Origin of the sequence: Aquabacterium sp. (genome assembly GCF_034003525.1) — a bacterium.
In the GTDB taxonomy this organism is placed as follows: domain Bacteria; phylum Pseudomonadota; class Gammaproteobacteria; order Burkholderiales; family Burkholderiaceae_C; genus Aquabacterium.
This window is the reverse complement of sequence record NZ_JAVEYN010000001.1, coordinates 52482-66123: the sequence shown is the minus strand read 5'-3', so window position 1 is coordinate 66123 and position 13642 is coordinate 52482. Positions and strand designations below refer to the sequence as shown.

General features: G+C 65.2%; 10 protein-coding genes. 5 read left to right on the top strand and 5 right to left on the bottom strand.

Annotated features, from left to right (window positions below; translation table 11 throughout):
- Window positions 1-8 precede the first annotated feature (8 nt).
- The 3 genes from RBT42_RS00330 (at window position 9) to RBT42_RS00320 (ending at window position 3785) form a co-directional block, all read left to right on the top strand.
- Window positions 9-1106: an NAD(P)-dependent alcohol dehydrogenase gene (locus tag RBT42_RS00330; protein WP_320361562.1), complete on the top strand. Its 1098-nt coding sequence runs from the start codon at window positions 9-11 to the stop codon at window positions 1104-1106.
- 124 nt (window positions 1107-1230) lie between these two features.
- Window positions 1231-2517: a diguanylate cyclase gene (locus RBT42_RS00325; RefSeq protein ID WP_320361560.1), complete on the top strand. Its 1287-nt coding sequence runs from the start codon at window positions 1231-1233 to the stop codon at window positions 2515-2517.
- Window positions 2514-3785: a GGDEF domain-containing protein gene (locus RBT42_RS00320; protein WP_320361558.1), complete on the top strand. Its 1272-nt coding sequence runs from the start codon at window positions 2514-2516 to the stop codon at window positions 3783-3785. The genes RBT42_RS00325 and RBT42_RS00320 overlap by 4 nt, the downstream gene beginning before the upstream one ends.
- Here RBT42_RS00320 and RBT42_RS00315 read toward each other — a convergent pair.
- The 5 genes from RBT42_RS00315 to smc all read right to left on the bottom strand — a co-directional run bounded on the left by RBT42_RS00315 (window position 3773) and on the right by smc (window position 12194).
- On the bottom strand, window positions 3773-4705 hold the full coding sequence (locus RBT42_RS00315; RefSeq protein ID WP_320361556.1) for a cation diffusion facilitator family transporter: 933 nt from the start codon (window positions 4703-4705) through the stop codon (window positions 3773-3775). The genes RBT42_RS00320 and RBT42_RS00315 overlap by 13 nt on opposite strands.
- A gap of 7 nt (window positions 4706-4712) precedes the next feature.
- Entirely contained in the window at window positions 4713-5363 is a 651-nt protein-coding gene (gene ribA / locus RBT42_RS00310) for a GTP cyclohydrolase II (RefSeq protein ID WP_320361554.1), read from the bottom strand.
- A gap of 81 nt (window positions 5364-5444) precedes the next feature.
- On the bottom strand, window positions 5445-7571 hold the full coding sequence (gene ligA / locus RBT42_RS00305) for an NAD-dependent DNA ligase LigA (RefSeq protein ID WP_320361552.1): 2127 nt from the start codon (window positions 7569-7571) through the stop codon (window positions 5445-5447).
- A 12-nt stretch (window positions 7572-7583) separates the two neighbouring features.
- A complete protein-coding gene (locus tag RBT42_RS00300) occupies window positions 7584-8666 on the bottom strand; it encodes a cell division protein FtsZ (protein ID WP_320361550.1) in 1083 nt (360 codons plus the stop codon).
- Between the two features lie 12 nt (window positions 8667-8678).
- A complete protein-coding gene (smc, locus tag RBT42_RS00295; protein WP_320361549.1) occupies window positions 8679-12194 on the bottom strand; it encodes a chromosome segregation protein SMC in 3516 nt (1171 codons plus the stop codon).
- Window positions 12195-12338: 144 nt separating this feature from the next.
- Here smc and queF point away from each other — a divergent pair, with 144 nt between their 5' ends.
- Both queF and RBT42_RS00285 read left to right on the top strand, forming a co-directional pair.
- Complete coding sequence (gene queF, locus RBT42_RS00290) at window positions 12339-12848, top strand: preQ(1) synthase (RefSeq protein WP_320361547.1); 510 nt, start codon at window positions 12339-12341, stop codon at window positions 12846-12848.
- 77 nt (window positions 12849-12925) lie between these two features.
- Entirely contained in the window at window positions 12926-13585 is a 660-nt protein-coding gene (locus RBT42_RS00285) for an energy-coupling factor ABC transporter permease (RefSeq protein WP_320361545.1), read from the top strand.
- Window positions 13586-13642: the final 57 nt, after the last annotated feature.

Below are 13642 nucleotides of genomic sequence, written 5' to 3'. Positions count from 1 at the left end.
GACTCGCCATGGCAGCGATGATGAAAGCCGCAGTGTTTGTCGAACCCGGTCGCATCGAGGTGGTCGACAAGCGCATCCCCGACGTCGGCCCCAATGACGCCCTGATCCGCATCACCACCACGACCATCTGCGGCACCGACGTTCACATCCTCAAGGGTGAGTACCCTGTGGCCAAGGGCCTGACGGTCGGGCACGAACCCGTGGGCGTGATTGAAAAGCTCGGCAGCGCCGTCCAGGGCTACACCGAAGGCCAGCGCGTCATTGCCGGCGCCATCTGCCCCAATTTCAACTCCTATGCGGCGCAAGATGGCGCAGCCTCGCAAGACGGCAGCTACCTCGTCCCGCAAGGCTTGTGCGGTTGCCACGGCTACAAGGCCACGGCTGGCTGGCGCTTCGGCAACCTGATCGATGGCACCCAGGCCGAGTACGTGCTGGTGCCCGACGCCCAAGCCAACCTCGCGCCCATCCCCGATGGGCTTACCGACGAACAGGTGCTGATGTGCCCGGACATCATGTCCACCGGCTTCAAGGGTGCCGAAAACGCCAACATCCGCATCGGTGACACCGTTGTCGTCTTTGCCCAAGGCCCCATCGGTCTGTGCGCCACCGCTGGTGCGCGCCTGCTGGGCGCCTCCACCATCATCGCCGTGGACGGCAACGACCACCGCCTGGGCATCGCCAAAAAGCTGGGCGCCGACCTCACGCTGAACTTCAAGAACTGCGATGTGGTCGACGAGATCATGAAGATCACCGGCGGGCGCGGCGCCGACTCGTCCATCGAGGCCCTGGGCACCCAGCAGACCTTCGAGTCGGCCCTGCGCGTGCTCAAGCCGGGCGGCACCCTGTCCAGCCTGGGCGTGTACTCCAGCGACCTGACCATCCCCCTGTCGGCCTTCGCCGCCGGCCTGGGCGATCACAAGATCAACACCGCCCTGTGCCCCGGTGGCAAGGAACGCATGCGCCGCCTCATGAACGTGGTGGCATCGGGCCGCATCGACCTGGGCGTGATGGTGACCCACCAGTACAAGCTCGAAGACATCGTCGCGGCCTACGATCTGTTCGCCCACCAGCGTGACGGCGTGCTGAAGATCGCCATCAAGCCGTGAATTTGACACGCACCGGCCGAGGGGGCGCCCTGCTCTAAGGGAAAGCCACCACGGCCTTGGCGGCGAGCGCGGACCGGCCCCAGTTACGATCAGACGCAATGACCGATGTCTTGTGTCAGTTGTCATGACTGCCCTCTCTGCCTACAACTTCCAGTCGACCGAGTTCACGCCCTCCGGCTTCGGGGTGACTGTGCCCGGACCGGTGGCGGATGAGCCGATCGAAGCGGCTGAGGTCGAGCGTCTCCTGAACAAGGGCAAGTCTTCCCTGCGTTTGCCTGAGCCCCTGGAGAACGCGTTCATTGCCGATGCCGGGCCACAGCGCCTGCGCACCATGGTCATCAGCGGCGTGCTGGTGGCGTTCGTCTTCAACTGGTTGCTGGTGTCTGACTGGCTGCTGATTCCCGACCAGTTTGACCAGGCCCTGCGCCTGCGTCTGTTCCTGTTCACGCCCGCCGTGATCGTCGGCGTGTTCTTGCTGCCGCGCTGGAGCTCCCCCGCCACGCGGGAATGGTTCGTCCTGATCCCTGGTGTCGGTGCCGCGGCCATCAACGCCTGGCTCATCGTCTCCAGCAACGATCCGTTCGCGTCGACCTACTTGGTCAGCCTCGCGACCATCGCGATGTACACCAACAGCGTGGTCCGCATGCGTTTCGTCCCTGCCGCGGTGCTGGACGCCCTCATCATGAGCATCTTCATTGCCGCCGCCGTTCACCTGCCGGCCGAGCAGGCGCGCGTCCTGATTCCCGGGGGCCTGCTGCTCGCCTGCACCATCACCTTCACCTTGTACGGCTGCTATTGCCAGGAGCGTGATGACCGCCTGAACTGGCTGCTGCACCTGCGCGAGCGCCTGCTTCTGAAGGACCTGGAAGACGCCAATCAGGAACTGCATGACGCCTCCCGCAGCGACATCCTGACCGAGGTGGCCAATCGCCGTCATTTCGACGAGCACCTTGCCGAAGTCTGGGAGCGGGTCAAGCGCGACGGCGGTGAGGTGGCCCTCATGATGATCGACGTCGATCACTTCAAGGCCTACAACGATCGCTACGGCCACCCGGTGGGCGATGCCTGTCTGAAAGCCGTGGCAACCGCCCTCAAGCGCCGCCTGCGCGAACCCGGTGACCTGATCGCCCGCTATGGTGGTGAGGAGTTCATCGCGGTGCTCGCAGGCACCTCCTTGCAGACAGCACGTGGGGCGGCAGAGCGCATCCGCCGTGGCATCGAAGGCCTCAACCTGCTGCATGCGACCTCCAGCACCCATGCCGTGGTCACGGTCAGCATCGGGGTGGCCACGCTGACGCCCGCCGATGAGGGGGCCACAACCACGCGACTGATTTCGGCCGCGGACGAGGCTCTGTACCAGGCCAAGCAAGGCGGCCGCAACCGCGTCGTGGCATTGGGGTGGGATGAATGAGCGCCTTGGCTGAGACCCTGCCCGCCAGCCCTGAATCCATATTCGATCCCGAGCTTGACGCCGCCCGCACCACGGTGATCGACGGCTTGCTGAAGCGCGGCTTTCCGCTGATGCAGTTCCCGCCCGAGTTGGAGCGCGAGTTCCGGCAGGCCGGGCTCGAGGCGCGCCGCGTGCACATCCTCAAGAGCGGCTTCATCTCGCTGCTGGTCTTCAACGTCTTCCTGGTGGCCGACTACCTGATGCTGCCGGATGTGTTCGCGCTGGCCCTGGTCCTGCGGCTGCTGGTGTTCACACCCCTCGCCTTGCTGTTTTTGTGGGCCTTTGCGGGGGGGCGCATCCGGCTGTTCCAGCAGGTGTCGCCATCGGGGTTGGAACTCATCTCCATGGGCAGCGGTCTGGCCGCGGCGGCACTGCTCACCTTCATCCTGTGCATTAGCAGCAGTCCCCTGGCCTACCTGTATCACATCGGCTTCATGGTGGTGATCACCTACGGCAACATCGTGCAGCGCCTGCGTTTCTGGTATGCCGTTGCCTTCTCGCTGATCTTGCTTGCCCTGCACGTGGTCGGCATCTACGCCCTGCCCTCCTTCCCCGACCGCATGGTGCTGCCGCTGGTGTCGATGGTGCTGTCCAGCGCGGCGTTCACGCTCACCGCCAATTACGCGCTGGAGAACGACGACCGGCGCCGGTTCCTGTTGACGGAGCGCGAACGGGGCCTGATCCGCTCACTCACCCAGACCCAGGTCCGGCTTCGTGAGCTGTCACGGGTGGACGAACTCACAGGGCTGTACAACCGACGCCATTTCGAGACCTCGGTGCAGCAGTTGTGGCAGCGAGCCAGCTTCGGACGCACCCCGCTGGCCATCTTCATGATCGACGTCGATCACTTCAAGATGTTCAACGATCACTATGGCCACCCCGCCGGCGATGCCTGCCTCAAGCAGGTGTGCCAGGTGTTCAAGCAGACCTTGAATGGCCAGGGTGTGATCGTGGCACGCTATGGCGGCGAAGAGTTCATCGCCGCCATTCCCAACCTCGACGAAGCCGCCACGCTCGCACTGGCCGAGCAGGTGCGCGCGCAGGTCGAACGCTGCCAGATTCCCCACGCGCGCTCCACCACGTCCAGCGTGGTGACGGCCAGTCTGGGCGTGGCCTGGTGTGAAGCCCGCCCGGGCATGAAGGTCGAGCACCTCATGTCGCTGGCCGATGGGGCGCTGTACGACGCCAAGCACCAGGGCCGCAACCGCGTCTGCAGTCAGTCGACCTGATGGGGCGCCGCATCGTGCGGCACCGGGTCGAGGTGGGTCATCACGTTCAGCACTGGCAAAGCCGCCATCACGCGCTCGCGGGCAGCCAGGGCAATGTCGTGCCCTTCTCGCACGGTCAGCGTGCCGTCGACTTCGAGGTGTGCGTCCACCATGATCATGTCGCCCATCTTGCGGGTGCGCAGATCGTGCACGCCGGCTATACCGGGTGTTGCGCGCAGCAGCGAGTGAATCTGATCGATCTGCTCCTGCGTGGCCGAACGGTCCATCAGGTCGCTCAGGGCGTTCCAGGCAAACTCCCAGCCCATCTTGCCCACCATGAAGCCCACGATGAGCGCCGCCACGGGGTCGAGCAGCGGGTAGCCCATCAGGTTGCCCACAATGCCCAGCGCCACCACCAGGGATGACGCCGCATCCGAGCGCGCATGCCAGGCATTGGCCACCAGCATGCTCGATCGCACCCGTTCGGCCGCCTTGAGCATGTACCGGAACAGCAGCTCTTTCGACAGCAGCGTGAACAAAGCCACGTACAGCGCAATCGGCTTGACAGCCGGGATGCTCTCCGGTGTGCTCAGTTTGCCCACCGCGCTCCACAACATGCCCACGCCCACACTGAGCAGCAGCAGGCCGAGGACCATGGAGGCCGCGGTTTCATAGCGGTGGTGCCCGTAATGGTGGTCGGCGTCCGGTCCCTTGCGGCTGTGCCGGCTGGCCAGCAACACCACAAAGTCGGCCACCAGGTCCGACAGGGAGTGGATGCCGTCGGCGACCAAGGCCTGGGAATGGGCGAAAAAGCCCACCCCCACCTGCAGCGTCGTCAGGATCAGGTTGACGACCACGCTGACCCAGGTGGTGCGCTGGGCCACCCGATGCCGTTCGGGGGAGTCCTCTTCCTCGCTGTCGATCAGGTCTGGCGCCGCCATGGCTGGATCACCCCAGCCAGTCGATGTGATGGCCCAGCTTGCGGGCCTTGGTGCCCAGGTAACGTTCGTTCTCGGCCTGCACTTCACTGCGCACCGGCACGCGCTCTTCGACCTTGACGCCATGCTTGGACAGGGTGTCCACCTTGCGCGGGTTGTTCGTCATCAGCTTGACCGACGACACCCCCAGGAAATCCAGGATCTGTGCGGCCACGTCGAAATTGCGCAGGTCGGCGGCAAAGCCCAGGTGCTCGTTGGCCTCGACCGTGTCCATTCCCTGGTCTTGCAATTGGTAGGCGCGCAGCTTGTTGGCCAGGCCAATGCCGCGCCCTTCCTGGCGCAGGTACACCACCACCCCACTGCCCTTCTTGCCAATTTCGCTCATCGCAAACTGCAGCTGGGGGCCGCAATCGCAGCGCAGCGAGCCAAACACGTCACCGGTCATGCACTCGGAGTGCACGCGCACCAGGGCGCTGCCTTTCACGTCGCCCATCACCATGGCGATGTGCTCCCGGCCAGTGCCTTCTTCGCGGAACAGCTTCATTGTGAAGCTGCCATGCTCGGTGGGCACGCGGGCTTCCGCCTGAAACTCGACCAGGGCAGCGCTCACCGGGGTCAGGGCGTCAATCGGGGACTTCTTGTCGGTATCAGGGGTGGACATTCATTTTCCTCAGGGGCCTGCCATTCTGCCAAATGCCAGCAGGGCTCTGGGTTCGAGTCGCAAAAAGACCCGAATCCCGCCTCAATCTTGCGGTGGCTCCTCTGGCAAGGTGGGGCTGGGCGAGGCCAAAAGCGCCTGCAAACCCGCTTCATCCAGGATCGGCACGCCCAGGGACTGCGCCTTCTCCAGCTTGGAGCCGGCTTCCTCGCCGGCCACCACATAGTGGGTTTTCTTGGACACCGAGCCCGCCACCTTGCCGCCGGCCTCTTCGATCAAGGCCTTGGCCTCCTCGCGCGACAGGGTCGGCAGCGTGCCGGTGAGTACCAGCGTCTTGCCAAACAAAGGCAGGCTCGCCGCATCGGCCGCGGCCGAAGGCTCGTGCTCGGTCCAGGTGACGCCAGCGGCGCGCAACTGCTCCACCACCTCGCGGTTGTGGGGCTGGTCAAAAAAGGTGCGGATGCTGCGGGCGACCACCGGCCCCACGTCTCGCACGGCCAGCAGTTGTTCTTCGGGAGCGTCCATGATGCGGTCGATCTGACCAAAGTGACGGGCCAGGTCTTTCGCGGTGGCTTCGCCCACATGGCGAATGCCCAGGCCGAACAGGAAGCGCGGCAAGGTCGTCTGCTTGCTCTTTTCCAACGCGGCCACGATGTTCTGGGCGCTCTTGTCGGCCATGCGGTCGAGAGCGGCCAGCTTCATCACACCCAGTTTGTACAGGTCAGGCAAGGTGCGCACCAAACCACCGTCCACCAACTGGTCGACCAGCTTGTCCCCCAGGCCTTCGATCTCCACGGCGCGGCGTTGGGCAAAGTGCAGCAGCGCCTGTTTGCGCTGGGCGGCGCAGTACAGTCCGCCGGTGCAGCGGTGGTCCACTTCGCCACGTTCGCGCACCACGGTGCTGCCGCACACCGGGCAATGAGCGGGCATGCGGAAGTTGGGCACGTAGGCCGGGCGTTCGCCCGCCACCACGCCCACGACCTCGGGGATCACGTCGCCAGCGCGGCGCACGATGACGGTGTCGCCAATGCGGACACGCTTGCGCCGCAACTCGAACAGGTTGTGCAGGGTGGCATTCGTCACGGTCACGCCACCCACGAAGACGGGCTTGAGGCGCGCCACCGGGGTCAGCTTGCCGGTGCGGCCGACCTGGATGTCGATGCCGTCGACCTGAGTGAGCTGCTCTTGTGCCGGGTATTTGTGCGCCACGGCCCAACGCGGCTCACGGCTGACGAAGCCCAGGCGCTCCTGCAAGGCGCGGCTGTCGACCTTGTAGACGATGCCGTCGATGTCAAATGGCAGGCTGTCACGCAGGGCGCCCATGCGCTGGTGAAAGGCCACCAGACCGTCGGGGCCGGTAGCGCCCAAGGCCACGGTGCGGTGTTCACACACGGGCATGCCCATCGCCTGCAGGGCGTCCAGCATGGCGCTGTGTGTGGCGGGCACCTCCCAGCCTTGAACTTCTCCCAGGCCATAGGCGAAAAAGCTCAAGGGCCGTTGAGCGGCAATGGCCGGGTCCAGCTGACGCACGGCGCCGGCCGCGGCATTGCGCGGGTTCACGAAGGTCTTCTCGCCCCTCGCACGCTGGCGTTCGTTGAGCGCCTCGAAGTCGTCGCGGCGCATGTAGACCTCGCCGCGCACCTCCAGCACCTCGGGGGCCGCGCCTTGTAACTTCAGCGGGATCTGGCCCACGGTGCGGATGTTCTGGGTCACGTCCTCGCCCTGCTCGCCGTCGCCCCGTGTGGCGGCCGTCACCAACACGCCGTGCTCGTAGCGCAAGTTGATGGCGAGGCCGTCGAACTTCAACTCGGCGGCATAGGCCACCGGCGGGTCGGTTTCGGTCAGGCCCAGTTCGCGGCGAATGCGCGCGTCAAACGCTTCAGCGCCCGAGGCTTCGGTGTCGGTCTCGGTACGGATCGACAGCATGGGCACGGCGTGGCGCACCGGGGTGAAGCCGTCCAGCACCTTGCCCAGCACGCGTTGCGTGGGCGAATCGGGCGTCAGCAGCTCAGGGTGGGCGGCTTCGATGGCTTGCAACTCGGCAAACAGTTTGTCGTACTCGGCGTCCGGGATGCTCGGGTCGTCCAGCACGTAGTAACGGTGTGCATGGGCGTGCAGCAACTCACGCAACACCGCTGCGCGTTCCGCCTCTGGCGAGGGCGCGCCGGCGGGCGCCGACTCGGCCCCGCCAAACAGATCAGATTGCGACATGGCCGTGACGCGTCAGCTGAACAGGCGTCGCGTGGACGGGGCGCCGGCGGCCAGATCACGTGCTGCAAGGGACTCGTACAGGCGCCTCAGCTCGGCCTCGATCGAGGCAAAGGCGGCGGCGTTGAACGGCTGCCCCTGGTCGTCGGCCATCAGGCCATCCATGCTCAGCGCCAAGGCCTCACCGGCCGCACACCAGGCTTTGAATGGTTCATGCTGGGCGGCAGTTTGCGGCACATCGAACGAGAGCATCAGCTCGCGCAAAGTGGCTTGATCCGGGTCTTCGGCAAAGGCGGCTTGCGCGTCGTACTGCAGCGTCAACATGGGCGGAGCGCCCTCTTCCGCACCTGGCAACACCATGCGGCCAGGCAAGGCGCCTTGCACAAAGCCGTGGCGAGCGGCCTGCTGCTGCACATAGCCAATCGACCAGGCGCTGCCACGCGCGTGCAGACGCATGGCCAGTTGCGCATCGTGGGCACCCGCAAAAGCGTCCAATTCTTTGGCGCGCGCGACCACGTCGAGCATGTCCGGGAACTCAACCGAAGCGCCGAGGGTGTCGGCCATGGTCTGGATCTTTTGCACGAACTCGGAATACTCGATTTCGTTGAGACCGCCGGTGCGGTTGGCCAGCAGCACGCCGGCCTGCAACTCCTTGTAGAGCACGCCGGCTTGTGGGGTCTCCCACTCGTCGCAGTCCATGCGCAGACCCTCGATCAGCACGGGCTTGCTGCCCGCACGGCGGGTGGGCGGCAGGTGCATCAGGATGTTGTCGCCGCTGAGCAGGCCCTCGGGCGTCAAGGTGGCGATGGCGTCCACCAGGGCATCCAGGCGCGGACCGGTGCGCTTGACGGGCGGAGGCACCACGGCCGAGGCAGCCAGCGCCGCCGCGTCGGCGATCATCGGGCGGGTGGGCTCGTGCTCCATCGTGGAGGTGGCACTGAACGGGTCGTGCTGGCTGTCGCCATCGACGGGCTCGACCTCGGCCCGTTTGGGGTGACGGGCCTGCGCCTTGCGGGCGCTCCAGGCGCCATGGGCCAGCACCCCGATCAGCACCACGCCGCCCAGGATGACCAGATAGGAAGTCAGCGAATCGTTCATGTTTGTCTGTCCTCAAGCTGCGTGGGCCATGCCCAACGCCGCCTCCATGTCCACCGCCACAATGCGGGAGACACCTTGTTCTTGCATCGTCACGCCCACCAGTTGCTCGGCCATCTCCATCGCAATCTTGTTGTGCGAGATGAACAGGAACTGGGTGCCGCTGGACATGCTCTTGACCAGGCGTGCATAGCGCTCGGTGTTGGCGTCGTCCAGGGGCGCGTCCACCTCGTCGAGCAGGCAAAACGGTGCGGGGTTCAATTGGAAAATCGCGAACACCAGTGCGATGGCGGTCAGGGCCTTCTCGCCACCTGACAAGAGGTGGATGGTGCTGTTTTTCTTGCCGGGCGGGTGCGCCATCACCTGCACGCCGGCGTCCAGGATTTCGTCACCCGTCATCACCAGGCGCGCGCTGCCGCCGCCAAACAGGCTCGGGAACATGCGTCCGAAATGCTCGTTGACGGTGTCAAACGTGGCGCCCAGCAGTTCGCGCGTTTCCAGGTCGATCTTGTGGATCGCGTCTTCGAGGGTCTGGATCGCGTCGCTCAGGTCGGCCATTTGCGAGTCGAGGAAGCCCTTGCGTTCGCGTGCCGCGGTCAATTCTTCGAGGGCGGCCAGGTTCACGGCACCCAGGGCGTTGATCTCGCGCTGGATGCGGTCGATCTCGGTCTGCAGGCCGTAGAGCTTGACGCCATCGCGCTCGATGGCCTCGGCCAGCGCGGCCAGGTCCACTTCGGCTGCGGTGAGCTGCTCCAGGAACTGGGCGCCGCCCAGCGTGGCGGCCTGCTGCTCCAGCTGCAGCTTGGTGATCTCGTCACGCAAGGGCTGCAGGCTGCGCTCAAAGCCCATGCGCTGCTCGTCGGCTCGGCGCAACTGGGCGGACAGGTCGTCGTACTTCGTACGGGCCTCGGCCAGCAGGCCTTCCTTTTCCACGCGCACCGCCAAGGCCTCGTCCAGACCGGTGTGGGCAGAGGCATCGCTCAAGCGGGCCTGCTCTTCATGTAGCTGGGCCACCGTGGTCTCGTTGAGCTGAATCTGCTGGGCCGAGGTTTCGATGCTGCGCTGCAATTCGCCCCGGCGCGAGGCCATGGCGCGGGCGCTGAACTGCGCCTCTTGCGCCTGGCGCTCCTGGGCGCGCAGCTGTTCGCGGGCCTGATTGAGCTTGCGCTCCGCCTCCATCACCGCCTCTTCCAGCTGGGCGTGGCGCTCCTGGGCTTCTGCCAGGCTCAGGTCCAGCTCTTCAAAGCGGGCTTCACCGGTGGCGCGGCGCTCTTGCAGCTCGTCGAGTTGGGCATCGATCTCGGCCAACTCTTCGGCGATCTGACCATGTCGAGCCTGAGCTTGCTCGGCCTGTTGCGTCAGGCGCAGGACTTCCACCTGCAACTGGTGGGCGCGTTGCTGCACCTCGCTGGTCTGGCGGCGGGCAGCGGCCAGGCGCTGCGAGGCGTCGGTGTAATGGGCCTCGGCACGGATCAGGCTGGCACGGGCGTCTTCGGCCAGGAGGATCTGCGCCCTCACCTGTTTGTCCAGGCTCTCGATCTCCTGAGCACGGGCCAGCATGCCGGCCTGTTCCGAATCGGGCGCGTAGAAACTCACTGCAAACTGGCTGACCGTGTGCCCCGCGCGGGTCATGATGACCTCGCCGTGGGTCAGGCGTTGCCGGTTGGTCAGGGCCTCTTCCAGTGTGGCGGCGGTGTACACGCCTTCCAGCCAGTCGTTGAGCAGCGCTTTCAGGCCGTCGTCTTGCAGCCGCAACTGATCCGACAGGCGCGGCAGCGTGGTGTGGGTGTTCTGGATGCCGCTGGCCGGTACGCTGTAGAAGGCCAGCTTGGCCGGCGGCGCGTCCTGCTCGAAAGCGCGCACCGTCTCCACCCGCCCGACTTCCAGGGCGGACAAGCGCTCGCGCAGCGCCGATTCCAGCGCGACTTCCCAACCCGGCTCGATGTGCACCTTGCGCCACAGGCCCTGCAGGCTGTCCAGCCCATGCTTGGCGAGCCAAGGTTTCAGCTTGCCTTCGGTCTGCACCTTCTCTTGCAGGGTGCGCAGCGCTTCCAGGCGGGCGGTCAGTTCGGCCTGCTTGGCCGCCTGGGTCTGGCTTTCTTGCTGCTGCGCTTTGCGGGCCTCGTCCAGTTCGGGCACCTGCTCGGTCAGCTCACCCAGTTGGGCCTCTGACATGGTGAGTTCTTCCTGCACGGCTTCCAGCTGCTGCTTCAGGTCGGCCAAACGCGCTGTATCGGGCGAGCCCAGAGCGTGCTTCTCGCCGCTCAGACGCTCACGCCGCAGCGTGAGCTGGCGCGACTGATCGTCGATGTTGCGCGACTCGGCCGCCAGCAGCTGAATCTGCTGCTGCACTTGGCTTGCCACGCCACGTTGGGTGTTGGCCTGCTGGGTGGCGCTGCGCACCGCATCTTCAAAGCTGGGCAGGTTGCCGGCCAGCTCTTCCGATTGGGCGGCGAGGATCTCGGCCTGCTCTTCGGCGGCCAGCATCTTCTCGGCCAGCTCTTCCTGCTCGAACTCGGCGGCCGCGCGGCGCTCTACCCACTGCTGGGTCTGTTCCTTCAGCTCGGCCAGGCGCTGCTCGACCTTCTGGCGGCCTTCCACCACATAGCGAATCCGCTCTTCCAGTCGGCTCACGGCCAGATTGGCCTCGGCCAACTCACCTTGCGCCACGTGCAGCGCATCGCTGGCGGCATAGTGATCTTGTCGCACCTGCTCCAGCTGGGCCTCCACGCTGCGCAGTTCGGCCAATCGGGCCTCCAGCGCGTTGGTGGCCTCAGCCACAGCCAGCTTGATGCGTGTCTCTTCCGACGCCGCATCGCGGTGCTTCAAGAACCACAGCTGATGCAGCTTGAGCGTGCCCTGTTCCTGCAGCGCGTGATAGCGGCTGGCCACCTCGGCCTGCTTCTCCAGCTTGTCGAGGTTGTTGTTCAGCTCGCGCAGGATGTCTTCCACGCGCGTCAGGTTCTCGCGGGTGTCCTTGAGACGGTTCTCCGTCTCGCGACGGCGCTCCTTGTACTTCGACACCCCGGCAGCCTCTTCCAGGAAAAGGCGCAACTCTTCGGGCTTGGATTCGATGATCCGGCTGATCGTGCCCTGCCCGATGATGGCGTAGGCGCGTGGTCCCAGGCCGGTGCCCAGGAACACGTCCTGCACGTCGCGGCGGCGCACCGGCTGGTTGTTGATGAAGTAGCTGGAGTTGCCGTCCCGGGTCAGCACGCGCTTGACGGCGATTTCGGCAAACTGGTTCCACTGTCCACCCGCGCGGGCGTCCTCGTTGCTGAACACCAGCTCCACGCTGGAGCGGCTGGCCGGCTTGCGGTTGCCCGAGCCGTTGAAGATCACGTCCTGCATGGACTCGCCACGCAGCTCCGACGCCTTGGATTCACCCAGCACCCAGCGCACGGCGTCCATGATGTTGGACTTGCCGCAGCCGTTCGGCCCCACCACCCCCACGAGTTGCCCGGGCAGTTGAAAGTGGGTCGGTTCAGCGAATGACTTGAAGCCAGACAGCTTGATCGAGTTCAGGCGCATGCTCGGAAGGCGTCCACAGGGCAAAGGTAGACGGCTAAGTCCTTGATTTGCTTGGTAAAAGCCGTTTCGTTACGGGTAAAGACTAATCAAAGATGATACCATCGGCGTTTTGCCGGCAATCCATTCACAGCAGAGTTGTTCACCATGGCCAAGAAAGCCCCCGCCTCCACCGCCAAGACCACCCCAGCCAAGGGCACGGCCCTCGAGGTGGGTGAACGCGCCAAGCCGGCCACGCCGCCGTCGGTGCCTTCCCGTCACCTGGACGTCTTCCCCAACCCCGCGCCCCAGCGCGACTACGTGATCCAGTTCCAGGTGCCCGAGTTCACCTGCTTCTGCCCGCTCACCGGTCAGCCCGACTTCGCCCACTTCACCATCGACTGCATCGCCGACGAGCTGTGCATCGAACTAAAGAGTCTGAAGATGTACATGTGGAGCTACCGCAATGACGGGGCATTCCACGAAAAAGTCACCAACTCCATCCTCGACGACATGGTCAAGGCCATCCAGCCGCGATACCTGCGCATCACGGCCAAGTGGTACGTGCGCGGCGGCATCTACACCAACGTCGTCGTCGAGCACCGCAAGAAGGGCTGGAAGCCGGCCCCCAAGGTCGACCTGCCCCAGCACAACGCCGAAACCGGCCTGCTGGGCTGAGCCTCAGCATCCAATCTCAGACAGCCTCCGGGCTGTCTTTTTTCTCTGCACACCTCTGCTGACACGCAGGACACACCATGAACTGGGTGCCGCCCGCCGGATTCGAGACGGCCGTGATGCTGGGCGTGCTGGCCGTGGCCTTGTTGTTCAAGCCCTGGCTGCCACTGGCTCACCGCCCCCTGCAAAGCCCCTGGTTGGGTTGCGTGGCGCTCCTGCCCTTCGTCTGGTGGACCGAGCACCTGTTGCCCAACGGCATGGCCCTGCACGTGACTGGCGCCTGCCTGCTGGTGTTGATGTTTGGCTGGCCGCTGGCCATGTGGACCTTGCTGCCCATTGCCGCGGGCGCCAGCTACATCCATCGCCCCATGTGGCCCGAGCTCGACACCTTGGCCATACACGTGGTCTGGATGGGCATGCTGCCCGCCACCCTGGCTTTGGGCATTGGCTTGTTGATTCGGCGCTGGCTGCCTCACCACCTCTTTGTCTACATCCTGGGTCGGGGCTTCTTCACCACGGCCCTGTCCGTGACCCTCAGCGGCGCCCTGGCGCTGGCCGTCGGGCACAAGCCCGACACCCTGCGCGCGGACGAGTGGATGCTGGCCTACTGGCTGCTCGGTTGGGGTGAAGCCGTCAGTACGGGCATGTTGACCGCCATTTTTGTGGCATTTTTGCCTGATTGGCTGCTGACTTACTCTGATGGCAGGTACTTACCCGGCGCGTCAAGGAAGGGTAGATGATGTACCTTTCAGTACGTTGACAGGGCGCCTTGTGATGCGGCCCGTCGGAGATCACGC